Consider the following 24,495-nt stretch of genomic DNA (forward strand, 5'->3'; position numbering starts at 1 on the left):
TACCTTCTTATGCGGAAACTTCTTTCTTCTTGGGCCGCTCTTCTGCCAGCAAAATGGGTTTTTCCTTTTTCTCCACCACTTCTTTGGTGATCAGGCATTTCGTGACATCTTTCCGGGAGGGAATATCATACATCACATCCAGCATGAGGTCTTCTAAAATTGCCCGTAAACCCCGGGCCCCGGTATTTCGCTTGATCGCTTCCGCGGAGATATACCTGAGGGCTTCTTCTTTGAATTCCAGAGACACGCCGTCCATCTCAAAGAGTTTTTGGTATTGCTTCACCAAAGCATTACGGGGCTCCACCAAGATGCGCATCAAAGCGTCTTCATCCAACGCATCCAAGGTGACGATAATGGGCAACCGGCCCACAAACTCGGGAATTAAACCGTATTTCAGCAAATCCTCCGGCAAAATATGAGATAAAATCTCCCCAATCTTTTTATCCCGCTTTCCTTTGATTTCCGCCCCAAAACCTAATGTTTTGGAACTGGTCCTGTTCTGAATAATTTTGTCAATGCCATCAAAGGCGCCGCCGCAAATAAACAGGATATTGGTGGTGTCAAGCTGAATAAATTCTTGATGGGGATGTTTTCTTCCTCCTTGGGGAGGGACGCTGGCTACCGTTCCTTCCAGGATCTTTAAAAGAGCCTGTTGCACGCCTTCTCCGGAAACATCCCGGGTAATGGAGGGATTCTCCGATTTCCGGGCAATTTTGTCAATCTCATCGATATAGACAATGCCCTTTTCGGCTTTTTCCACATCATAATCGGCAGCCTGAATTAATTTGAGCAGAATGTTTTCCACATCTTCCCCCACATAACCGGCCTCGGTAAGAGAAGTGGCATCCGCAATGGCAAAAGGAACATTTAGCACCCGTGCCAAGGTCTGGGCTAATAAGGTTTTTCCGCTGCCTGTGGGACCCAGCATCACAATATTGCTTTTCTGCAATTCCACATCATCAATTTTACTGCCTAAATTAATGCGTTTGTAATGATTGTAAACAGCAACAGCCAAAGACTTTTTGGCCTGATCCTGCCCAATCACATACTGGTCCAGAATATTCATAATTTCTTTGGGCTTGGGGATTTCCCCCATGTCGAAACCCAAATCTTCACTCAGTTCTTCTTCTATGATCTCGTTGCATAACTCAATACATTCATCGCAAATGTACACACCGGGTCCAGCCACAAGTTTTTTCACCTGGTCTTGAAGCTTACCGCAAAAGGAGCACTTTAACTGGCCTTTGTCATCCGTGTACTTATACATAAATTCACCTCTCTAAGTCTACTTCACAGGAGGTAACTTTTTAGATATCACCTGGTCAATCAGGCCATATTCCTTGGCCTCCACAGGGCTCATAAAATAATCCCGGTCCGTATCCTTTTCAATTTTCTTCAGAGACTGTCCCGTTCTCTCTGATAATATCTTATTCAATTCGTCACGAATCCGTAATATCCTTTTTGCATGAATTTCTATATCTACCGCCTGACCTTGCGTTCCTCCCGAGGGTTGGTGAATCATGATTTCACTGTTGGGCAGGGCAAATCTTTTTCCCGGCGCGCCTGTGGCCAGGAGAAAAGCGCCCATACTGGCGGCAAGGCCGACACAAATGGTAGAAACATCCGGCCGAATATACTGCATGGTATCATAAATGGCCATGCCCGCGCTGATAGATCCCCCAGGACTGTTAATATAGAGGTGAATGTCTTTGTCCGGATCTTCCGCTTCCAAAAAAAGCATTTGGGCAATAATTAAATTGGCGACATAATCATCAACGGGACTGCCTAGGAAAACAATTCTATCTTTCAAAAGACGGGAATATATATCGTATGCTCTCTCTCCCCGGTTCGTCTGTTCCACAACCATTGGAATCAACGTGCTCATATTGACACCTCTCTTTGCTTAAAAGAATATGATTTTTATACCCACAATAGAAGTAATTTATGCAACATTACTCTGGTTGACCAAAAAATCCACCGTCTTGTTCAGGGTGATGCCGTACTCCAGCGTTTCCAACCGGCCTGCTTTCTCCAAAGCTTCCTTCACCGCATCCACCGGTTGATTGTATTGCTGGGCAACTTTTTCCAGTTCACTGGTGACCTCTTCATCGCTGGCCTGAATACCTTCTGCTTTCAGAATCGCTTCCAGGACCAGGTCTGTTTTCACATCTTGCTCTGCCTGGGGACGGTATTGTTCTTTCATTTTTTCCAGATCCGACTGCATAAACTGTAAATATTGCTCCAGGTTTAAACCCTGCATTCTTAATCTTTCACTTAAATCGTCAATCATTCTTTCTACCCTTTGGTCCACCATCACCGGGGGAATATCCACGGAGGCCGCATCGACTGCTTTTTTCACCACTTCATTCTTCACGTGCTCTTCCGCTCTTCTTTCCGCACTTTCCTCCAGCCGTTTGGTAATATCCGCCTTCAGGTCGGTCAAACTTTCAAATTCGCTCACATCTTTGGCAAACTCGTCGTCCAGAGGAGCTACTTCTTTTCGTTTGACTCCTTTAATTTTCACCTTAAACACAGCTTCTTTTCCGGCTAATTCTTCTTTATGATATTCAGCCGGGAAAGTAACCTGCACATCTCTTTCCTCATTGATTTTGGCGCCGATCAGTTGATCCTCAAAACCCGGAATAAATGAACCGGAACCGATTCCCAAAGAATAATTTTCCGCGGCGCCTCCTTCAAAAGGCTGACCGTCCACGAATCCTTGGAAATCGATGGCGGCAATATCATCCTTTTGAATTTCATCTTCTTCCCCTAGTTCGATCAATTTGGCATATCTTTGCTGCAGTCTGTCCAATTCTTTGTTGACATCTTCTTCCGCAACCGGATAATGGGGTTTTTCCACCTGAATTCCTTTATATTCGCCTAAAGTTACCTCAGGTTTCACATCCACAGTCACTTTGAAAGTAAACGGTTTTTCTTCATCTAGTTGAATGATGTCTACCGCAGGCCTGTCAATGGGTTCAATTCCCGTTTCTTTTACGGCTGCCGCATAGTTGGGGACGATCATGATCTCGGCTGCTTCTTCCAGCAAAGCAGCTTTTCCCACATATCTCTCTAAAATAGATTTCGGCGCTTTTCCTTTTCTAAAGCCCGGAATATTTACTTTCTTAACTAATTTGGTATAGGCTTGATGCATGGCCCGTGTTACTTGTTCTGTCTCAACCTCAATCTCTAGTCCGGCTTTGTTTTTGTCTATTTTTTCCAGATTTACTTTCATTAAAGCTCCTCCTTTATTATGTACATATCACCATGTTATTAATTCCCATTAATTGTTAATTTTAAACCAAGGTGCTCTCCCCTATTCTAGTTCTACAATTTCCAACCGTTTTCCTTCTTAGCCAAAAACTGTGATTAAAAAAACCTCTGGGTTTATTTCCTGATCCAGGTAGTTCCGAAATTCGGGAAAAGCAGAAGCGCGAAAAAAATAATGCAAAAAAGCCCCCAAAAAGGGGGATCAGGTGGCAATACACTGGAGCGGGCGAAGGGATTCGAACCCTCGACTTCAACCTTGGCAAGGTTGCACTCTACCACTGAGTTACGCCCGCATGATAAGTTGCATGATCGGCTCAGACAAGAAATCACAGTGGTGCGGGAGAAGGGACTTGAACCCCCACGGTTGCCCGCCAGATCCTAAGTCTGGTGCGTCTGCCAATTCCGCCACTCCCGCAAAAACCTATCAGCTGTCGCAAAGTGTATAATAACATACATCAATATTTTCGTCAAGCAGAAAGAGGTGATTGTTATAAATCAAAAACAACTTTTTTCGCTCTGCCGATGATGCCAATTTGGCCGGCCTTGCACACCAAGAGGGGATATTTCGGGTTTAAGCTTTGCAGGACCAAATAATCCTCTCCATAAATCACCTTTCTTAAAACCGCTTCCCCTTCCCCGGGGAAAACCAGCCCCATCTCTCCGCTTTTGATATCTTCCTGTTTTCTGATCAGCACCCTGGACCCCTCAGGAATCTGCGGTTCCATGGCATCCCCTTTTACTTGGAAAAAAAAGAATTCTCCCCCTTGAATTTCCCTTTCCGGAATCCATTCATAACCAATGAGATTTTCCTCGGCATAGAGGGATTGCCCCATCCGGATCACCCCCAGTACCGGTATTTGAGCCATGGCGCCTGCCGGTTGATAAATATTTGTTTGGGCTTCCATGATCCTGTCCGCAGCATAGCCGGCTGTAATGAGGACCTTATCCGGGGAGAGGCCGAGGGCCTTGGCCAATTCCAAGACTACCTGTCTGGAAGGTTCATATAAGCCTTTTTCCAATTTATTAATATAGGAAAATGAAATCCCCGTGCATAAACCGGCTAAGTCCCGCAGGGATAAATCTTCTTTTAGCCGGGCTTGCTTGATCAGATCCCCGAATTGTTTACTCATCCTCTACACCTCATTTGTATTATATCCATCCGGGAGAGCTTTAGGCAATATAGACTTAAAATTTGTATAGTTTTATGCAACTTATTGTTGACTTATACTATACACCATGTTATAGTTCAATTGTAGAATAATACTACACCCATTTAGGAGGATCCCTATGTATGAAATCACTTATAAAATGTATCTCAACCATATACCCGTCCTGCTGGATGACAGTTATCTCGGCCATGTAAAGGTGGAAGAAAGCACCCTTAAAGAAAACTTGAAAAGCCGTTTTGGCCTGCTGGAATCCCAGTTTTCCTCTTTAACACCGGCTAACCTGGCCCACTTTTATTTATTTACCTTGTACCGGGCGGATCAAAGCAGTGAATCCATCTCTTTTGAGATATTAGAAGTAAAAAGAATCCCTTCCGAGCCTGTCCGGCCCGAGTGAAGCATCAACGCTTCCCTGAAGCTTTTCCCGCTCCATCCCATGGCCCTTGTTCAAGCAAGTTAGGTCCCCTATTTCCTGAGACGGGCCAAAACAGGATCGAGGGCACGGACCCACAGTTCAAAACCGCCCTGCTCCTCGATGGTGCGTACCGCCATTTCGTTGAGTCCTCCGGGAGTCATCTCCCCGGCCAGACAGCCCAGATCCCCCTCTTGGTAGTGGCGGGCCTGGAAAGACAATGCTTCGAAGAAAGCAGTTGTATAGTCAGTGGACTCTTTCCGGGAAAGCCCTTCCCGCTCCCCCCATTTCACCACTTCCCATAAGAAGGTGTAATAGGTACTCATGAGCCCGGTAATGGCAGCCAACACCTGGATTTCTCTCATGTCATCCACGCCTACAATTTCACCGAGAGGAGCAAAAAGCTCCGCCACATCCCGGTTATTGGGGCAGATGGCAATGGGGCCAATCCTTCTGGACGCAAAAGGGAGAGGCACCATGTGGACCAGGGTCCGGGTTTTTCCGATCCACCTGGCGATCTCTGCTAATTTACGATCGGACATCAGGTTGATCACCCGGTGATCTTGCCGAAAAGATAAGGGACGAATAATCTCTTCGGCGCACTTAGGGACCACAGCCAGAACCACCCACTCGGACCTGTCCAGAACTTCCTGGTTGGAGCCAGCTACGGTGACGTTTGGGAATTTATCTGCCAGTTGGGCGGCGCGCAGGGCGTTTCGGGGCGACAAATAAATCCTGTGCTCCAGATCTCCCCCGGAACAGAAGCCAGTGACCAAAGCCGAGGTGATCACGCCGGTGCCGATAAAACCAATATCCCTTCCCATGATTCATTCACTCCTCTCCATGCCAAGGAATTTTCGCCAGAGCCATATCCTGGCCAGCCTCAAGGTGGTCTCTCTTAAGGATTTCCATGGCCTCAAGGAAATGGTCCCCCCGCACGGCTTCCACAAACCGGTACAGCCCGGCAATGATTTCCTGAACATGACGTTCCTTTTTTTCCGACAGCAGGCCGATACGAATCAATTCGTCCTGATTGCTCCGGTAAATGCGGTTGATGCGCTCATTCTCGTAGACACTGACAATTTCCATGTGCAGTTCGGTATCGGTGCGCTCCCATTCGTAAAGATCCTTCTGAGCGGCTTTCATGCGCACAACCTTTTCCTCAATGCGATGGGAGTATGCCCAGGTTTTTTTCAGGTCGAAAATCAGTTTCAGGGCGTTGCTCTCTAAGAGATTCCGCAGTTGGTAGATTTCCAGAACATCTTTCCGGGTAATATCTTTGACCCGGGTCTTTTTGCGAAAATCAGCGATGAGCCACCCTTCGTTTTCCAGGCGGCGCACGGCCATGCGAATCGGCATCCGGCTTGTGGCCAGCTCTTCCGCCAGGCTTGCCTCAGTAAGGAAGGAACCGGGCGGATAGGTCAGGTCCAGGATCCTTTTCTTGATCATGTCATAGGCAAAATCGGTCAGGGACCGGCCTGATGCCAATTCTCGTACCGGGTCAGACGTTTTTCCCATTCATCATGCCTCCTCAGCAGTTTAATGTACTTCCCGCAAACCCGCCGCCCACTCTGACCGGAACGCCCGGGTTCTGCCCGGCGAGATATTGGGCCCGTTCCAGGATACGTTCCCGGGAGGGCGGGACCAGGTCCTTTAAGGAATAATCCCGGTTAAGATTTCGATAGGTTTCCCGGCCCAGGCGATGATAGGGCAATAGCTCTACCTCCTGCAACTTTTTCATTGTTCTGCAGAATGCCGCAGTTCCGGACAGGTTTGCATCGTCATCGTTTGCGCCCGGTACCAGGGGAATCCGCACCACGATGGACAAGGGATAGGGGGATTGATCCACCTTGCGGATGTTATCAAGGATGCGTGCATGATCAGCGCCCACCCACTGTTGATGAAGCACGCTGTCTATCTGTTTGATATCTACATAGAGCATATTGAGCCAGGGCAAAATTTTTTCCACGCTCTCCCAGGGCGCGTAGAGACTGGTCTCAACAGCCGTATCAATGCCCAGTTCCCTGCACTTCAGTAGAACCTCCCGGACAAAATCGGCCTGACCCAAAGGCTCACCGCCGCTGATCGTCACACCGCCTCCCGAATGAAAAAAGAAGATCTCATCCTTGGCGATTTCCCGTACCACTTCCCCTACGGACATGAGGTCTCCGTATTTTTTCCACGCCCGCCGGGGACATTTTGTGACACAGACAAAGCAATTTTTACATTTTGCCTCATCGGTACAGACCTGCCGGCCGTCCTCTGACATGGAAAGGGCACCTTCCGGACATGCGCGCACGCATATACCGCATCCGATGCAGCGGTCCCGGGCATACCCTTTTTGGGGCCGGGAGCACTGGGACTCAGGTGTGGAGCACCAGCGGCATCTAAGGGGGCACCCCTTGAGGAAAAGCACCGTACGCAGCCCCTCCCCGTCGTGGATGGAGGATCTCTCCATCCTCAGAACGGAACCAAGAACCGCCTCACTTTTATTCATCATCATTTCCTTTCTCCCGGGCACAAAATTATATGTTAATTATCCTACGGAAATACCGTGCTGTACAGTGCGGCCGATGATCTCATCCTGCACGTCTTTCCCCAGTTCCACAAAGTAGGCGGTATAGCCGGCCACGCGCACCAAAAGCCCCTTATATTCCTCCGGATATTTCTGGGCCCGGATCAGCTTTGCCTGATCAATCACATTAAACTGGACATGGTAGACACCCAGGCTGCACATGCTTTTGAGCAGGGCCATCATCTGGGTAATGCCGTTCTCCGTGGACAGCATGGCTGGCTCCACTTTCATATTGAGCAGAGTCCCCTGGACGAAACGGGCGTGAGGAATATTGGCTACCGACTTTAATACCGCACCGGGACCATTGAAGTCCGTCCCGCCACTGGGGCTGACGCCGTCTGCCAGCGGTTTCCAAGCTTTTCGCCCGGAGGGAAGGGCGCCCACCTCCAGGCCAAAGGGAGTATTGCCGGATACCGGAAGAATTCCGGGGGTCATGCGGCCGAACTTGCTGCTGTATTTTTCGATCTCGTCAGCGATAAAGGTGAACATATCCCCCGCAATATCATCGACCATGAGATCGTCGTTGCCATACTTGGGTGCGTCCAGGCACAGCTTGTGCATCTCCTCCCACCCCTGAAAATCCTGCTCCAGGGCATGCAGTAACTGGGCCATGGTCGCCTGTTTCGTCTCATAGACAATATGGCGCACGGCGGCAATACTGTTGATCAGGTCCGCTACGCCGATGAGAATAATGCCGTTTCCCACGTTGTATTTGGCACCGCCCCAGGCGTAGTCCTTCCCCTTCTCGATACACTCTTTGAAAGTAAAGGAAAGAGCGGGAGAGGGACGATTCATACAGACCTCGTCAATCACATGGCTTCCTTTCACTACAGCCCGTGTGGCATATGCAATCTGCTCCTTCACTGCCGAAAGGAAATCTTCATAAGTCTGGAATTCCAGGGGATTTCCCGTTCTCGCCGAGATATATTGGCCGCTCTTTCGATTCTTCCCGTCTGAGAGGGCTAACTCCACCATCCCGCCCAGATTGATGTCCGCCAGGGCCGTGTACTGGCGCATCCGCCCCTCCAGGTTGGTCTCCACGCAGCCGCAGGGATTCCAATCGAAGGCTTCTTTCAGGGGAACCCCTTTGTTCATCAGCATTCTGATGCCCACATCGTCGTTGTGGAAGGCGGGAAATCCTGTGCCCAGCCGAATCAGCTCCACAACCTTTCTTAAAAAAGAGTTGGGGTTTTTGGCCAAACTATAGCGCACCGAGAGAGAGGGCTGATAAAGCTGCACATCCATAGTAGCCTGCAGGATCATGTAGGAAAGATCGTTGACCGCATCCCGCCCGGTGTCGTCCACACCGCCCACGCAAACGTTCTGAAACATAGGATACCCGGCAGCGAACTCTGCCGTAAGAGCGTCCTGAAAAAGACAAGGCTCACTGAATTTCACCCAAAGACAGTCCAGAAGCTCCTGGGCTTCTTCAGAAGTGATGCGCTCTGCTTTCAGATCAGCCTGGTAATAAGGCCAGAGATACTGATCCATCCGTCCCGGGTTATAGCTGGCCGCATTCTGTTCCATAAAAATGCAGATCTGATAAAAGTAAAAGGACTGCAAAGCTTCCCAAAAGGTCCGGGCCGGATGGGCCGGAACCTGCCGGCAAATTTCCCCTATTTTGCTCAGTTCCTTTTTCCGCCGGGGGTCTTTTTCTTTTGCCTCCAGGCGTTCGGCTTCTTTGGCGTAGCGCTCCGCCAATGTGATCATCCCTTCCGCTACAATCAAAAGGGATTTCAGATAGTAATCCTTTTCATAATCACCCGGCACCGTAAGATCCAGTTCGGCTTTCCTCTTTTTGACAACGTTGACGATTCCCGAAATTCCCTGGGAAATCAGCCACTGGTATCCGGCCGTAGTCTCCCCCCATCCGCGCACGGCCTTACGATTGATGTAGATCATCCCATGGTCCCGCAGTTCCCGGGTATCGTCTGGGATCTGGGCAAGCCACTCTTCGTAATTGGATCTTCCCTTCCAATAAGGTCGAATTTGTTCCTCAAAGATTTCCTGATCCTCCGGTTTGAGATAGAAGGGATCATAAGGACGGTTGCTGATGGTATCCAGCTCGTCGTTCAACACAGACCAGCAGGTGTCCGCGCATAGAATACCGGCCCGGATCTTGCTGCCGGAACAACCGACAATAAGCTCGTCACCCCCTATGGTGACCGTCTTTTCTTGACATTGTTTCCGAAAGGCTTTGGCTTTTTTCACCACAAGAGGGTCCCCTGCCGCCTCCCGGAAAGCCTCCGTAAGAATTCTTGCATTCTCCAGGTCCATCTCCGGCCGGGTTTCCAGCACTCTATTTTTGAGGCGGTTTACCCGCTCCATGTATTTCCCTTCCCGTGCTGTTTGGGCCATATCGACACCTCCATTCAATCAGGTAAACTTCCCTGCTCCTCACTTCTAGGAGCCTATATGTATTTTGGGATCCTAAATTTATTCTAGCACGCTGCCATATATTTGTAAAGCTAAGTCTAGCGGCAAGGAAAGTCATTTACCATCGGCAATTTTACCCTTAAAAGCGACCTTTTCTGCTACCTGGGCCAGAGGGAAAAAATTTGGGCATATCGGCATATTTCTTCCATAAGATTAACCGAAGCCCTTTACTTGGAGGTGGAGGTCGAATTACTGCCGGAAAAGGATCCCTCTGTTTTACTTTCGTTACGAGTGCCCATAAATTCAAATATTTGATTCTTGGCATTATTTGATGCTGTACTATTAACAGGTTCAATCTTCGTATCTGATCTATATGGTTTTGTTTTCATTTTTTATTGACAGCCATTTCTATTTATGGTAACCTTTTTATATTATAGTAAACCTTTCTCGAGTTGGACGGGCTGATTTCGGTTCGTTTTCAAGGAGTGGGCTTCTGGGGTGGGAAGTCAATATTTTTGGCATCTCGCTTTTTTGTTTTTTTCAAAAGATAGAGAGGCCTGACTTATTTTACTGCTCAGCCCATCTACTTTTAAAAACTGAATAATCTCCTCTGCCGCTTAATTCTCGATACGAGAAACGGGGGAACCAGTTTTCAGGGGTGAATCATTCCTGGTAGGCAAACCTGGAATGTAGGGTTATCTTTCGACCCGAATCCGTCAGCTAACTTCGTAAGCGTTGAAAGGGAGGATCAATTGTGAAGCGATGAGCTTTGCCGTATCCTTTATTATACCCTTTAACCCCGGACTTTTCTGCCCGGGGTTTATTATTTTCTTATGATGGAAAAAGGAGGTTTTTTACATGTTCATTGCCCAGCAGACGAAACCTAACGAACAAGAAAAAGAGACAATTTTTCCCGGCAAGATTATGTTTATTTCTGTACACGGCAGTCCTCTTGCGAAATTGGGCGGTATCCAATCAGGCGGCCAAAACGTTTATGTCCGGGAGTTGGTAAAGGCGTTGGATCAACTGGGGGTGACAGTTGATGTTTTTACCCATTGGACGGATATTTCTCAACCTCAGATCACCCCTATGGGGAAAAAATCCAGAGTAATCCGATTGGCAGCCGGAAGCCCCGGTTTTCGCCCTAAGCATGAGATGGCGGGCAACTTGCCAAAGTTTTTAAAAGAACTTAAGCAGTACATGACCAGCCCATACAGCTATACCCTTATTCACAGTAATTACTGGTTATCCGGCTGGGTGGGTCTAAATCTGCGCAGGTCGAGCCGTATGAAGCTGATTCATACCTCCCATTCTTTGGGAGCAGTAAGAAAAGGGGCCCTGATCAAAACTCCCGACCCAAGTATGACCAATCGATTAAATATAGAGAAGGAATTATTCCAAACCGCTGACCGGGTTATTGCTACCAGTCCAAGCGAAAAAGCTGTTTTAAGCAATTATTATACTGTGCCATCCAAAAAAATAAAAGTAGTCCCTTGCGGAATTAATGCAGGAATTTTTCATCCAGATAACCAAAAAAGTAAGCCTGACCACCTTCCCCTAAAAAAGAGGATGATTCTTTTTGTGGGAAGGTTCGAAGAGAACAAAGGTTTGAATATTTTACTCCAGTCCCTGGTTATTTTACAAAATAAGTTTCCTTTAACCGCGGCCAGTACTTGTTTAACGGTGGTCGGGGGAGATGAACTCAACCTATTACCCCATCAAATAAGTCCAGAGAAACAACGATACCTGGACTTTATCAAAGCCAAGGGTCTTACAGACCTGGTCAAATTCATCGGTCCCATTAGTCATGAGGATTTAGTTACCTATTATAGAAATGCCAGCATCACCATCATCCCGTCTTTCTATGAATCCTTTGGTCTTGTTGCTGTCGAAGCCATGGCATCAGGATGTCCCGTAATCGCTTCCCGAACCGGTGGTTTGGCAGATAACGTGATCAATGGGAAAACAGGATTCCTCGTGAAGCCAAAGGACCCGGAAGAATTAGCCGGCGCCATCAACAAGCTTCTTACGGATGAACAATTAAGAAGGCACATGAAAAAGGAGGCCTCAATTCATGGCAGACAGTTTTCCTGGCTAGACATTGCTTGGAATATGTTGAGTATCTATAAAGAGGTGATTGGGTGTCAGACAACCACATTAAACGGAATCCCCGATATCTCTTAGCCACAGATCTTGACGGAACCTTAGTGGGCAGTAAACCCGGCCAAACCGTTTTCAAAGAACTTTTTTTAAGGCACAAACATCTCTTCCACCTGGCCTATGTTACGGGCAGAAACTTTAGATCCGCATGGGGACTCATTGCCGAGGAGAAATTACTCCATCCTGACATTCTCATCACTGACGTTGGCACGGAAATATACCTTGCCCCTGATTATATCCTTCACCCGGAGTGGGATAAAAAAATGTCGGTCAACTGGAACAGGCAAAAAATTTCTGCACGTATTGAGAAAATTACCACATTAAAACCGCAAAATATTGATTCTCCTTATCGTCTTGCTTACTTTACGGAAGAAAAAGATTACCAGGAAGCAATCCATGAATTGAATCAGATAATAAGGGGGACTAACCTCGGGGTGGAAATTGTGCCTTCGATGGGTCATATCATCGATATTATTCCTGCCCAAGGGGGCAAAGGCCCTGCCTTGAGATATATGCAGCACCTTTTGAAGATTGAGCGAGACCGGACCATCGTTTGCGGCGATAGCGGCAACGATCTTTCCATGTTTGCCGGAGGAGCCAAAGGGATCGTTGTAGGGAATGCCAAAGAAGAATTAAAGGAAAAGTTGCATGGTTTCCCCAGTGTATACTTTTCCGCGTTGGACCATGCTTTCGGCATCCTTGAGGGATTAAAAGAATATGGGGTGATCTGATTTACCGATTCCTCCGCATAAAATTTATTTGTATTCGTTACTTCAATTATATAAAATAGATAAGGGATTTTAGCCTTCATATTATAAGAAAATATCGTGGGGAAAAATCGTCTCAAAAAATGCCGGAAGTGAGACATCATGACAAGTCAGACTTACAAGACCTTAAATCAATGGTGGGATTTCCGCCTGAAACTTTATGGCGAAGGGATCTTTACCGGACTTTTAACCAGTTTTGTCATCGTTTGTTTTCGTTTTTCTTTGGAAAAGGCCGAATTATTCAGAACAAAGGTATTTTTATTTGCCCAAACAAAAAATCATGGGGTCCTGGTTCTGTGGTTTATTGCCCTAATCTTGATTGGGTTTCTCCTTGGGAAGCTGACACAATGGGAACCACTGGCTTCGGGGAGCGGCATTCCTCAAGTAAAAGGTGTCCTATTGGGGAAAATAAAAACCAACTGGTTATCTGTGCTCATTGTTAAATTTTGGGGTGGGCTATTGGCCATTGGAGCCGGCCTATCTTTGGGACGGGAGGGGCCCTCCGTTCAAATCGGGGCTGCCGTTGGCCAGGGAATGAGCAGGTTATTGGGCAGGCTAAGAATTGAGGAAAGATATTTAATTACCTGCGGGGCCAGCGCAGGTTTGGCTACCGCCTTTAACGCTCCCTTAGCCGGAGTCATATTTGCCCTGGAAGAATTACATAAAAATTTTTCTCCCCTTGTTTTGACTTCAGCCATGGTTTCATCCTTAACGGCAGACTTCATCTCACAACAATTTTTTGGTCAAAAGCCGATTTTTAGCTTCCATAATCTTCCTGTTCTGCCCCTTAATTATTATTTGTATTTAATTGTTTTAGGCTTAATGATGGGGGCCTTCGGCGTTTTTTTCAATTACTCTTTAATTAAAATATCGAACCTGTACAAAAAAATTAAATATTTGCCCAAAACGTTAATCCCCCTTATCCCCTTGGCTTTCGCAGGGATCTTGGGACTGGTTTTGCCGGAAGTATTGGGTGGAGGACACAAAATTATTGAATCGTTAATTCAGAATATATTTAGTTTTAAAGTCTTGCTGTTATTGCTGGCCGTGAAATTTTTATTTACCATGGCGAGCTATGGCTCCGGAGTGCCCGGGGGAATTTTTTTGCCCTTATTGGTGATTGGAGCTTTAGCGGGAAAAATTTATGGGATCGCCATTACCCATTACCTGTCGGCAGACCCCATGTTTCTAAATAATTTTATTGTACTGGCTATGGCCGCCTATTTTACGGCAATTGTCAAAGCCCCGGTCACCGGCAGTATTCTCATCACGGAGATGACCGGTTCTTTTAACCACCTGCTGCCTTTGATTACTGTTTCGATGACCGCGTATTTCGTTTGTGACCTTTTGAAGTCGGAACCAATTTATGAGACATTATTGGGCCGCCTGCTTCCTGCAAAAGGAAAGCTTGACTCTGCCAGCGAAAAAGGGAATAAGGTTTTATTGGAAATAGCAGTATCCCTGGGCTCAAAGGTGGCCGGCAAAAAAATTCGAGACCTTATTTGGCCCTACCACTGTCTCATCGTGGGAATTAAACGGGGCAACTCTGAAATCATACCTACAGGTGATACCGTTTTATTTCCGGGAGATTATTTGATTGTGCTGTCCAATCAGGATAAGATGCCTGAGGTAAGAGAATCATTAACAAAAATGTGCAGTGAATGTTCAAAGTTCCTGAATGAATCTGATTCATCAAATCCTTGAAGGTGGTAAATGATCTAAATAACTAAAGACATTTTCTTGGATATTGGTGCAGAAGAATTGGGCCATCTAGAAATGGTTTCTACCGCAGAACTGCCTCGTTTCAAATATGAATCGCCAATATCTCCAGGGACGATTGGCGATTCTTTCTGTTCTCATTATTTTTCCGGCTGTGATACATGTTTCCCTTAAACCATACTATGATCAACTGTCTATCGTATGTAAAGATCAACCTACCCTAAGGGGAACTTGACCTCTTACCGCCCAAAGCAGCCGCCTTTCCACTTCATACCAGTTTACCAACTGCCACCAAGCATCCACGTAGTCTTTCCTTTTATTCTGATAGTCAAGATAATAGGCATGTTCCCAAACATCCAGTACAAGGATGGGAATCCCGCTCCATTGGGTCCCCTTTTGGTGTTTCTCCGCCTGTAAGATTTCCAGTCTCTGCCATGTGGGCTGCCATGTTAGTACTGCCCAGCCGGAACCTTCAACTTTAATTGCCGCGTTGCTAAATTGCTGTTGAAATACAGTAAAATCCCGGAAATAGCTGTCGATTTGGCTCATGGTATAACGGCCGGGCTGTCCCCCCCTCCCGACTGGCGCCATCACAGTCCAATAAATGCTGTGTAGAATATGTCCCGAGCCATTAAATGCCAACTCATTTTCCCAATATTTAATTAAGTCAAAGTCTCCCCTTTGCCTTGCCTCCACCAATTTAAGTTCAGCCTTATTCAAGTCGTCAACATAGGTTTTGTGATGAGCGTCATGATGAAGATGCAACGTTTCCGTACTGATTACCGGCTCTAAGGCGTCATAGGGGTAAGGTAACGGCGGTAATTGATGCTCGCCCGGGGGAATCATCATGGGGTATTGCATTTTAGAAGACCTCCTGATTCATAACCTTCATTTTTATGATTTTATTTTATTCTGTCTGATCATAGAGGTGCCTCTAAGCCCGTCCTTTTCTTCGCCCCTCTTTGCATGTACCCTGATATTCTCCACACCCAGCATGCGGATAAAGACATTCGTAACCTCCGGATCAAATTGGGCCCCCGCATTTTTTTTGATCTCCAATAAGGCCTCCTCCCTGCTCATCGCCTTGCGGTAGGGCCTATCGCTAACCATGGCATCATAGGCATCGGTGACCGCCAGAATGCGGCAAAGCAAAGGAATGTCTTCTCCTTTTAAGCCTTTAGGATATCCTTTACCGTCCCAGCGTTCGTGGTGAAAAAGGATATATTCGGCTACGGCCGATAGTTCCGGTGCGTTCTGAGCAATGCGGAAGCCAATTTCGGGGTGTTTTTTCATTTCTTCCCATTCCTCCGAGTTGAGCAGTCCCGGCTTTTGGAGAATACTTCCTTCAATGCCCACTTTGCCAATGTCGTGCAATACGGCTAAAAGGGCCAGCTCATCCAGTTCCTTGGCAGAAAGTTTTATTTCTTTCGCCATTGCCTGGCAATAATCTCTCAACCGTTCCGCATGTTCTTCCGTTTCCAAATTTTTTTCGGCAAGGGTGGCCAAGAGAGTATTGATAATGCTGTTTCTATAGCTTTTTCCCTCCATCAGTTTTTGCCGGTACATCCGTTCTTCCGCTTCTTTGATCACTTGGAGAAGATCTTCTTTTTTTGTCTTCACGGCAAAGCCAAAGGAAACACTAACCTGCATCGGCCCGTCACTTTTCACGACACAACTGTCCTTTATCCTTTTGATAATGTTCTCTGCATTTTCGGCAGTACTCCTGGGGAGCAGAATCAGGAATTCGTCTCCTCCCCAGCGGGCGATGATATCTTCTTGGCGGCAGTTTTCCTTAATGGCATCCGCCGTTTTTTGTAAAAGCCGGTCTCCCACCTCATGACCAAAAACATCATTGGTCAGCTTCAACCCGTTAACATCTCCCATGATTACGGCGATGGGCTGCTCCAGGGAGGTATCCAGTTTCATGATTCTTTCTTCCATAAACCTCCGGTTATATAGTCCCGTAAGGGAATCATGATAGCTCATATAAAGGATTTTTCCCTGATGTTCTTTTTCTTGGGTTACATCACGGAAAACCATGACCACCCCAAAAATCTTCCCTTTTTCATCCCGGATGGGGGCGGCACTGTCGGCGATGGATACCTGCCTCCCGTCTTTGGTGATTAGGGCGGTATGATTCGCAAGTCCAATAATTTTCTCCGTCAGGAAGACTCTCGCCACAGGATTTTCCACTTCTTCTCCCGTATCTTCGCTTATCAGTTTAAAGACTTGGGCAAAGGGTTTTCCTGACGCTTCTTTCTCACCCCATCCTGTGATCTCCTGAGCAAACTTATTCATGAGGATAATCCTGCCCTCACTGTCTGTGGTAACGACCCCGTCGCCGATGGAAAGCAGGGTGGTGTGGAGCAACTGTTTCTCCCGGTATAGTTCTTCTTTGTATCTTTCCCGGTCAGTAACATCAAATATGATGGAAAAAAGCATTTGCCCATCATAATGGGTTACCGGGCAGGAATAAACATCGACCAGCCTGATTTCTCCGCTGTGTAAGCGATGGGGAAAAAGGAAATACCGTTGCCGTTTCTTCAGTGCCAGCAGCCGACGTTTTTCCACCTCTTCTTCCGACAGCATGTTAAGGTCCTGAATCTGCAGGCTGAGCAGTTCCTTCCGGGTGTAACCATAAAAAGCACATGCCGCCGGGTTGGCATCGACAATTTTGCCGGTGGCAGGCTCAATGAGGAGCATGATGGCGGCATGCTCTTCAAACATAGCCTGCAGCCGCCGGAAATGGTATTCTCTTTCTTTCTCTGCCTTTTTCTGTAAGGTAATGTCCTTTCTGGAACAAACAATATATTTTACTTCGCCCTCTTCTAGCACCGGAGTAAATACCGTATGCCAGGTCCGGGTTCCATTTGGAAAAGCCAGTGTTTCTTCTAACTCGATAGGATGTTTTTCTTCTACCGCTTTTAAGTAGCCCTTTTTTAAGGATTTACCCATTTCTAAGCCTAGTAATTCTTCCGGGGTTTTCTCATTTATTTCTTCAGGTGTATAGCCTGTTAGTTTCTGGTGGGCGGTATTGTTCATGATATACCGAATATCTCCCTTTTCGATACGGGCCAGAAACATGGCATCCTGGGTGCTGTTAAAAATAATTTTCAGGTCGGAGGAGATTTTTTCGATTTCTTTTTTCTGCTTTTCCAACTCTTGAATTTGTGCGATTTCACCGGTGGTTTCTTGAAATAGTGTGGCAAAATATCCTTTTTCAGGAGAAAAAGCGGTTACTTTATACCAGCGCCCCAGCGGCTCAGCATACTGGGTAAATTCTCGCCGTTCACCGGCCAGGGCCACCTTAGCGTAGAAATCCACCCAGTCAAAATTGCCGTTTCTGATACCGGGCAACACTTGAGTGACCCTTTTCCCTATAATCTCCGCTCCTATTAACCCGGTCATTTCTTCAAAAGCATGGTTTATATCCAGAAAGATATAGTCCTCAGGTTGGCCCCGATCATTAAACAACAGCTCGTGGTAGGCATATCCAAAAGGCGCCTGCTTCAATACTTCCATCGCAATATTTTCTTTCATCGTCTACCACCTCCCCTAATTTTTTGCCAGTGTACCCTTCACTCATTTGGAAAACCTTTCCGCATCCCAGCGCAATCACCAGTAGGACCATTTCCCCACAGTTCCCAGCCAACTTTGCCGAAAAACGTCCTGTGGTTTATTGTTTTTTATTTTATTTTACAAAAACTTTCTAAACAGATTCTTAACAAGCCATACATGAAAGAAGCCTGAATACCCTTCTTGTGAAGGATTCTCAGGCTTCTTGGATCGTTACACGATCAAATACTTTTCAAAAAATCATCGACATGAGTGTAATTGTCACAGGAAGAATGATGGAGGCCATAACCATAAGAACTACTCCGAAAGCTGCTTTCTTATTCTTATTTGCCCAATTATAATGGTAAAAGATATGAAAACACTTGGACAACTCATGGCAAGAAAATTCCTTCCCGGTCCACGACGTGGTAAAGCAATTCCATCTGTTTTTTGGTCGGAGGCAACGTCTCCCCTGATACCCGGGAGACATTGAGTTTAAAACCTACATGGTCTATGACATCCTGCACCGTAAAACCCGGGTGCACCGTATCCAGGTACATCTCACCTGTGTCGTCAAAACGAAATACCGCCATATCCGTAATCACCGTAGAAACCCCGCCCTGAAAATAAGACCCGTAAACCTCCTGTTTGGGAACCCATGCTCCGGTGGGCCATTTTTTAACCCTCCAGCCAGGCGAAGTAACATAATCAACCTGTTCTTTAAATCTGCGTTTTTCCTGGACCATAATAAACACCGTTCTTTTGGCAAAAGAACAAATATCCGCATTGCCGCCGCTGCCCGTAAATCTTTTTTCGGGATGATTATAATCCCCAATCACGGTACAATTGACGTTGCCATACCGATCAATTTCCGCCCCGCCTAAGAAGCCCAGATCCACATAACCGGCATGCAACTGTCCGTAAAAGGCTTCAAATAATCCGGACGCCCTGGAAGCCTGGTGCACACAACGGGCATCCCCTACAGAAGTAGGAATATCCAAAGGCCTGCCGTCGATGCTGCCGGCTTCATAGATGCAAACAGCGTTGGGAGCCTGTTCATGCTGGGCCAGCGTAATGGCCAGCATGGGCAGCCCGGTACCGGCGAAAACAACATCCCCGTCCCGGACTTCTCGCGCGGCCGCAACAGCCAGTAAAACTATGGGTTTAAACTCGCCAATTTTGCAGGATGCCCCGGACACTATCTCGTCCCCCTTTTGACCCGTGTAGAATAACCCAGTATTTGACTGGCGCGCAGTTCTTCCAACCGTCTCGTGCCTAATTTCTCCAGGTATTCTTCATGACAGCTGACCCCGAATATCCACTTCTCGGCAAATGCATCAAAGGCATTTTGATCACGGACCGTACGGTTATAGTTTTTCAGAAATTCCGCATCGGCATCATAATAGAACTGGGAACCGGTGGGATGAGCCGCCCAGGGACACTCCACCACATAGTCGATCTCATGACCGGACACCAGGTTCGCCCCCGGATCTCTTCTCAGGTAGCTATCCGGTACGATTTCTTCACAAATCACAATCACGGTACGGGAAGCTTTGATCACTTCTGCATCGTTGTAGCTCTGGGAAAGCACGCGCACCGTACCTTCGTCGCCGACAACAGGGGCATATACCAGGGCCACGTCCGGATTTACCGCCGGTAATAACAAACATTCTCCTCTATGGAAGAAAGGATCCGCGGCCATGACATATTTTTGGGCCGGGATATGCCGATGTTTGCCATCTCTTAATCCGGCTTTGGCCAACTGGTCATATTCCGGATTGAAAATATCGGTACCCATGGCCAAAGCGCAGGGAAAGAAAGGCAATCCTAAAGCGCCGGCCATTAAACGTCCCGCAGTATGTCCGTGACTGTAATCATCAACGAGAACTTCCCCGCTGATCTGCTTGCGGGCAAGATTCTCCCCGATTTTACCCAGCATCTCCTGTCCCATCCAGGCCCCTTCCCAAATTTTTACGCAGCCCGCACCGACCAGAAGGTCACTGTGGTATCCTCCCTGCACCTCGAATAAGTGCAGATCTTTTTTTCCCTGCCTGATCAGTTCATAACAAAGTGCGACCGGACGCCTCCAGATGGTAAAGCCGCTGAAAGCTACCTGATCCCCGTCATGCACCAGGGCGGCGGCTTCTTTTAAGGTGATGATTTTTAGTTTACTCAACTTAAGCTCTCCTTTTAAGGTTAGGGGACACACCTCTATGTCAGGCATTCCTATCCCGTCAGAGGAATGTCCCCAATTTATGTCTCTCAAGCAGGAGCAAGCGGGAATCTACTCTTTCATGTATCTTTGGGCAACCTGTTCTGCCAGGGTGTATGGGTCCGTTTCCTTGCTCATTAATTGATCAACCATCTTTTCCATTTCTCCCGCCTGACTCAATTTATTTAACACGGGCTGCAGGATGCGGGCCCACAAGGCTTCATTCAGTTCGGCCATCCTTTTCCGGCGCACCCGATCAGAAAACCGGCGGCTTTTGATCAGGAACTGATAATGCTCCTCAATCTTACCCCACAAGGCTGCTACACTTTGGACAAATTTATCCGGCTCCAGGATACTTTCTACTTTCAGGACAGGTATGGTCCAGCCCGCACCGGAACCGTCCCCGCTCTCTCGGGGCATGGCAACCAGGTTTAATACTTCTTGATACAGCTTGCCTGCACCGTCCCGGTCTGCCTTATTGATCACAAAGATATCGGCAATTTCCATTAAGCCTGCCTTAATGGCCTGAACTTCATCCCCCATACCGGGAACCAGAACAACGACCACCGTATGGGCATGATTGATGATGTCGACCTCCTGCTGTCCTACTCCGCAGGTTTCGACGATAATTTTTTCTTTTCCCAAGGCCTCCATCACATGAATCCCTTCACCGACAGCCTTGGACAGGCCGCCCATGGCGCCTCGGGTGGCGAGACTTCTGATAAATACGCCTGGATCCTCTGCATGCCGGAGCATGCGGATGCGGTCCCCCAGAATGGCTCCCCCCGTGAAAGGGCTGGTAGGATCAACGGCCAGCATGCCGACGGTTTGATTGCTTTTCCTAAAGGCCGCAATCAGCTCATCGGCAAGGGTACTTTTGCCGGCCCCGGGGGCCCCGGTCAGTCCGATCACATGAGCATGGCCGGTTGCGCTAAATATCTCTCGCATGGCTTGATCCGTATCGGGAATTTGATCTTCCAAATTCCGGATCAGACGGGAAGCCGCCCGGATGTTTCCGGCCAATACTTTTTCGCTCAGCTCATTCATGATGCTCACGCCCTTGGTGTTACATTTGTCTGAATCCATGCCACAATGGACTCCAGAGGAACTCCCGGGGTAAAAATACCTTTCAGCCCGGCTTCATATAAAGCGGTTTTATCCCGTTCCGGGATAATGCCGCCGCCAATGACGACGATGTCTCCGGCTTCTTTTTCCTCCAGGAGCCGGACTACTTCGGGAAATAAATATTTGTGTGCCCCGGAAAGGCAGCTTAAACCCACCACATCCACATCTTCCTGAACAGCAGTGGATGCTATTTGTTCCGGGGTTTGATGACAACCGGTATAAATCACCTCAAAACCGGCGTCGCGGAAACAGCGGGCCAGGACCTTAGCCCCCCGGTCATGTCCATCCAGACCCGGTTTTGCCAGCAGTATGCGAATTTTTCTATTTGACATTACCATACTTGCCTCCTCAAACTATTTCGTTGAAGCAAGTTCTTAATTCAGATGGAGATTTTTTTACTCCATCTGAATTTTAGAACTGCAAATGCATGACTTAGTTGGCGTTTGACTCCCGCCGTTAGCGGTCAGGGGACACACCTCTTCAAGGAATGTCCCCAATTAATGCGGGAGACCTACGCCAAGTTAGTCAGGTTAAAATATCCCGGGATCACGGTATTCACCGTAGACTTCCCTGTAGACATCACAAATTTCCTGTACAGTGGCATAATTTTTCACGGCTTCAATACAGGACGGCATCACATTGTCCCCTTTTTTACAGGAGGCAGCAATGTCTTTCAAGCATTTCGCCACCATGCGGTCGTCCCGTTTCCTCTTCACTTTTGCCAGACGCTTCAGCTGTTCGGCTTCCACAGATTCGTCAATCTCCACGAGGGGAATATCGGTTTCTTCATTTTCTTCCCCATACTTATTGACGCCAATCATCACTTTTTCCCGGGCGTCGATCTGCCGCTGGAATTTGTAAGCGGCATCGGATATTTCCATTTGGGGATAGCCTTTTTCGATAGCGGCAATCATACCGCCCATTTCGTCAATTTTATGAATGTATGCCCAGGCCTTCTCTTCCATTTCATTGGTCAGCGACTCCACAAAATAGGAGCCTGCCAAGGGATCGATGGTGTTGGCCACACCGGTTTCTTCGGCAATAATCTGCTGGGTGCGCAAAGCAATCTGCACGGCATGTTCGGAAGGAAGGCATAAAACCTCGTCCAAAGAATTGGTGTGCAGGGACTGGGTGCCGCCCATCACGGCGGCCAGAGCTTCAACAGCGGTTCTAATCACATTGTTATAGGGCTGCTGCGCCGTCAGGGAACAGCCGGCGGTCTGGGTATGGAAGCGCATCCACCAGGACCGGGGATCCTTGGCCCCGAACCGGTCCCGCATGGCCTTGGCCCAAATGCGGCGGGCCGCACGCAGTTTAGCGATTTCTTCAAAGAAATCAATATGGGCATTAAAAAAGAATGACAGCCTAGGGGCAAACTCGTCTACCTGCAAGCCTTTGCGCCGGATTACATCCTCCACATATTCCATGCCGTCTCTTAAGGTAAAGGCCAGCTCCTGAACAGCGGTGGAACCCGCTTCCCGGATGTGATATCCGCTGATGCTGACAGTATTCCATCTGGGCACAAACTTGGTGCCAAACTCAATGGTATCACTGATCAGTTTTACCGAAGGCTCCGGCGGGCACATCAGCGTCTTTTGAGCAATAAATTCTTTCAGCATATCGTTCTGAATGGTCCCGCTGATCTTTGCCAGGGGTACCCCCTGCATTTCCGCCGCAGCACAGTACATCGCCCATAATACGGTTGCCGGAGGATTAATGGTCATCGAGGTACTTATCCTGTCTAAAGGAATCCCATTGATCAGGTCTTTAAAGTCTTCGATGGTATCGATGGCAACCCCGCATTTGCCGCATTCCCCTTTCGCCTTGGGGGAATCGCTATCATAACCCATAAGGGTGGGAAAATCAAAAGCAGTGCTCAAACCGGTTTGTCCTGTGCTTAAAAGATAGTGCCAGCGTTTATTGGTCTCCACCGCCGTACCCATTCCGGAAAACATGCGAAAGGTCCAGTATTTCCCCCGGTATCCGGTGGCTTGATTGCCTCTTAAAAAAGGAAACTGTCCCGGGTACCCGATGTCCTGGGCAAAATCCATGTCTTTTAGATCATCCGGGCCGTAGATCCTCTTAATTTCCAGATCCGAAACCGTGGTCCACTTTTCTTTTTGGTCCCCATGTTTGGCAACCGTCTTCTTGACCTCATCTTCCCACTTTTTCTTTAATGCGCTGGATTCATCCAGAAATTCTTTAGAAAACATCGGCAATTCCTCCTAATAAAACAGATCCATCATTTCTATACTTTTTACTCCTTAATACTCAATGCCGGCCCGGCCTTTAATCCCGGAATGATAATGATGTTTGACTTCTGTTATTTCACTGACCATATCGGCCCTTTCTTTGATCCTTGCAGAAGCATATCGTCCGGTTAAGATCAAATTCAATTTTGGCGGCTTATTTCGTATTAAATCCAGCACCTCTTCCTCCGGAATCAGATTAAAATCAACGGCAACATTAATCTCATCCAGGATCACCATGTGATATTCTTCACTTTTCACAACTTCTCTGGCCTTTTCCATGCCCTCCCTGGCCAAATCCACATCAATGGGCGCGGGATGATCGCGCATGACAAAACTATCAAGGCCGGATTGAATGATGGTGAGATCCGGCAGATACTTTTCCGCTGCCAGAATCTCTCCATACTTCCGGCCTTTCATAAACTGAATGATGCATACCTTCCAACCCTGGCCGACAGCCCGCAAGGCCTGGCCAAAGGCAGAGGTCGTTTTACCTTTGCCGTTACCTGTAATGACCATCACCAAACCACGTTCCGCCGTAGCAGCTTGAATAGATTGCACGGGTGGCATTTTCTCATCTTCTTTCATGTTAGTATAAAAAATTAAGGCAAGATGAGCAATATGATTGTTGCTTATCTTCATATGCCTCTAATTGATCTATCATGAATATGTCTCGTTTAATTATACATCTATTAAACAACTTTTTCATCTTGATACAAGACTTTTCTTTTGTGATACCGGTAGTAGCGGCCATTTCCCCCTCTCCTCGATGATCCGGCAGGTGAATATGCTTCGGATCAGACTCTCGTGGATCAAGGCCATAAAATAACGAGCCGGCAGACTCCCTATTCCTGGAAGCAGCGACTCGTCTTTATGGCTTACCGTAACACAAAAACACAGGTCTTGACC

General features: G+C 47.5%; 20 protein-coding genes, 2 tRNA genes, 1 riboswitch and 1 other annotated feature. Of the genes, 4 read left to right on the plus strand and 18 right to left on the minus strand.

Translation table 11 applies throughout. The annotated features are described in order from the left end of the window. Window positions 1-7 precede the first annotated feature (7 nt). From clpX to DCMF_RS12655, 6 genes are all read right to left on the minus strand, one after another. Window positions 8-1,267, minus strand: a complete 1,260-nt coding sequence (gene clpX / locus DCMF_RS12630) for an ATP-dependent Clp protease ATP-binding subunit ClpX (protein WP_148134759.1) — start codon at window positions 1,265-1,267, stop codon at window positions 8-10. 18 nt (window positions 1,268-1,285) lie between these two features. After that, window positions 1,286-1,885 (minus strand): ATP-dependent Clp endopeptidase proteolytic subunit ClpP, encoded by a 600-nt coding sequence (gene clpP / locus DCMF_RS12635; RefSeq protein WP_148134760.1) that lies wholly within the window; start codon window positions 1,883-1,885, stop codon window positions 1,286-1,288. 57 nt (window positions 1,886-1,942) lie between these two features. Beyond that, the gene (tig, locus tag DCMF_RS12640) at window positions 1,943-3,235 is read right to left on the minus strand and encodes a trigger factor (protein ID WP_148134761.1); all 1,293 of its coding nucleotides are present in this window, start codon (window positions 3,233-3,235) and stop codon (window positions 1,943-1,945) included. A gap of 253 nt (window positions 3,236-3,488) precedes the next feature. Next, window positions 3,489-3,563 (minus strand) — tRNA-Gly (locus tag DCMF_RS12645). Between the two features lie 39 nt (window positions 3,564-3,602). Beyond that, window positions 3,603-3,685: transfer RNA gene (locus DCMF_RS12650), tRNA-Leu, on the minus strand. A 73-nt stretch (window positions 3,686-3,758) separates the two neighbouring features. Next, a complete protein-coding gene (locus DCMF_RS12655; protein WP_148134762.1) occupies window positions 3,759-4,400 on the minus strand; it encodes a helix-turn-helix domain-containing protein in 642 nt (213 codons plus the stop codon). A gap of 157 nt (window positions 4,401-4,557) precedes the next feature. Here DCMF_RS12655 and DCMF_RS12660 point away from each other — a divergent pair, with 157 nt between their 5' ends. Further along, on the plus strand, window positions 4,558-4,833 hold the full coding sequence (locus DCMF_RS12660; RefSeq protein ID WP_148134763.1) for a hypothetical protein: 276 nt from the start codon (window positions 4,558-4,560) through the stop codon (window positions 4,831-4,833). A 68-nt stretch (window positions 4,834-4,901) separates the two neighbouring features. Here DCMF_RS12660 and DCMF_RS12665 read toward each other — a convergent pair whose 3' ends face one another. The 4 genes from DCMF_RS12665 to DCMF_RS12680 are packed head-to-tail and all read right to left on the minus strand — an operon-like array spanning window position 4,902 to window position 9,781. Further along, the gene (locus DCMF_RS12665) at window positions 4,902-5,672 is read right to left on the minus strand and encodes an NAD(P)-binding domain-containing protein (protein WP_148134764.1); all 771 of its coding nucleotides are present in this window, start codon (window positions 5,670-5,672) and stop codon (window positions 4,902-4,904) included. 7 nt (window positions 5,673-5,679) lie between these two features. Further along, the gene (locus DCMF_RS12670) at window positions 5,680-6,366 is read right to left on the minus strand and encodes a GntR family transcriptional regulator (protein WP_148134765.1); all 687 of its coding nucleotides are present in this window, start codon (window positions 6,364-6,366) and stop codon (window positions 5,680-5,682) included. 13 nt (window positions 6,367-6,379) lie between these two features. Further along, window positions 6,380-7,351: a glycyl-radical enzyme activating protein gene (locus DCMF_RS12675; RefSeq protein ID WP_236860262.1), complete on the minus strand. Its 972-nt coding sequence runs from the start codon at window positions 7,349-7,351 to the stop codon at window positions 6,380-6,382. 33 nt (window positions 7,352-7,384) lie between these two features. After that, entirely contained in the window at window positions 7,385-9,781 is a 2,397-nt protein-coding gene (locus tag DCMF_RS12680) for a glycyl radical protein (protein WP_148134766.1), read from the minus strand. Between the two features lie 468 nt (window positions 9,782-10,249). After that, window positions 10,250-10,307: a sequence feature (sodium ion sensor (DUF1646 type); this cis-regulatory element may regulate processes involved in with the transportation of sodium ions), on the plus strand. A gap of 96 nt (window positions 10,308-10,403) precedes the next feature. Further along, a riboswitch (cyclic di-AMP (ydaO/yuaA leader) is annotated at window positions 10,404-10,550 on the plus strand. A gap of 107 nt (window positions 10,551-10,657) precedes the next feature. On the opposite strand from DCMF_RS12680, the gene DCMF_RS12685 reads away from it, so the two are divergent. The 3 genes from DCMF_RS12685 to DCMF_RS12695 all read left to right on the plus strand — a co-directional run bounded on the left by DCMF_RS12685 (window position 10,658) and on the right by DCMF_RS12695 (window position 14,430). Continuing rightward, window positions 10,658-11,983, plus strand: a complete 1,326-nt coding sequence (locus tag DCMF_RS12685) for a glycosyltransferase (RefSeq protein WP_148134767.1) — start codon at window positions 10,658-10,660, stop codon at window positions 11,981-11,983. Next, window positions 11,941-12,690, plus strand: a complete 750-nt coding sequence (locus tag DCMF_RS12690; protein ID WP_236860263.1) for an HAD-IIB family hydrolase — start codon at window positions 11,941-11,943, stop codon at window positions 12,688-12,690. Before DCMF_RS12685 ends, DCMF_RS12690 begins: the two co-directional genes overlap by 43 nt. 138 nt (window positions 12,691-12,828) lie before the next feature. Further along, the gene (locus tag DCMF_RS12695) at window positions 12,829-14,430 is read left to right on the plus strand and encodes a ClC family H(+)/Cl(-) exchange transporter (protein WP_148134768.1); all 1,602 of its coding nucleotides are present in this window, start codon (window positions 12,829-12,831) and stop codon (window positions 14,428-14,430) included. A 225-nt stretch (window positions 14,431-14,655) separates the two neighbouring features. Here the strand turns inward: DCMF_RS12695 and DCMF_RS12705 are convergent, their stop codons facing one another. From DCMF_RS12705 to cobO, 8 genes are all read right to left on the minus strand, one after another. Beyond that, complete coding sequence (locus DCMF_RS12705; RefSeq protein ID WP_148134769.1) at window positions 14,656-15,306, minus strand: superoxide dismutase; 651 nt, start codon at window positions 15,304-15,306, stop codon at window positions 14,656-14,658. A gap of 33 nt (window positions 15,307-15,339) precedes the next feature. After that, entirely contained in the window at window positions 15,340-17,985 is a 2,646-nt protein-coding gene (locus DCMF_RS12710) for a PAS domain S-box protein (protein ID WP_148134770.1), read from the minus strand. 407 nt (window positions 17,986-18,392) lie between these two features. Beyond that, window positions 18,393-19,202: a CoA-transferase subunit beta gene (locus DCMF_RS12715; protein WP_148134771.1), complete on the minus strand. Its 810-nt coding sequence runs from the start codon at window positions 19,200-19,202 to the stop codon at window positions 18,393-18,395. Further along, the gene (locus DCMF_RS12720) at window positions 19,199-20,176 is read right to left on the minus strand and encodes a CoA transferase subunit A (RefSeq protein WP_148134772.1); all 978 of its coding nucleotides are present in this window, start codon (window positions 20,174-20,176) and stop codon (window positions 19,199-19,201) included. The genes DCMF_RS12715 and DCMF_RS12720 overlap by 4 nt, the downstream gene beginning before the upstream one ends. 108 nt (window positions 20,177-20,284) lie before the next feature. Beyond that, window positions 20,285-21,298, minus strand: a complete 1,014-nt coding sequence (gene meaB / locus DCMF_RS12725; RefSeq protein WP_335582409.1) for a methylmalonyl Co-A mutase-associated GTPase MeaB — start codon at window positions 21,296-21,298, stop codon at window positions 20,285-20,287. Further along, window positions 21,265-21,669 carry a cobalamin B12-binding domain-containing protein gene (locus DCMF_RS12730; RefSeq protein ID WP_148134773.1) on the minus strand — a complete coding sequence of 135 codons (405 nt, stop codon included), beginning with the start codon at window positions 21,667-21,669 and terminating at the stop codon, window positions 21,265-21,267. The genes meaB and DCMF_RS12730 overlap by 34 nt, the downstream gene beginning before the upstream one ends. Before the next feature lie 198 nt (window positions 21,670-21,867). Further along, window positions 21,868-23,550: a methylmalonyl-CoA mutase family protein gene (locus DCMF_RS12735; protein ID WP_148134774.1), complete on the minus strand. Its 1,683-nt coding sequence runs from the start codon at window positions 23,548-23,550 to the stop codon at window positions 21,868-21,870. Window positions 23,551-23,601: 51 nt separating this feature from the next. Continuing rightward, complete coding sequence (gene cobO / locus DCMF_RS12740; RefSeq protein ID WP_148137885.1) at window positions 23,602-24,174, minus strand: cob(I)yrinic acid a,c-diamide adenosyltransferase; 573 nt, start codon at window positions 24,172-24,174, stop codon at window positions 23,602-23,604. Window positions 24,175-24,495 lie beyond the last annotated feature (321 nt).

This window comes from Candidatus Formimonas warabiya (genome assembly GCF_002777255.1).
GTDB lineage: Bacteria > Bacillota > Dehalobacteriia > Dehalobacteriales > Dehalobacteriaceae > Formimonas > Formimonas warabiya.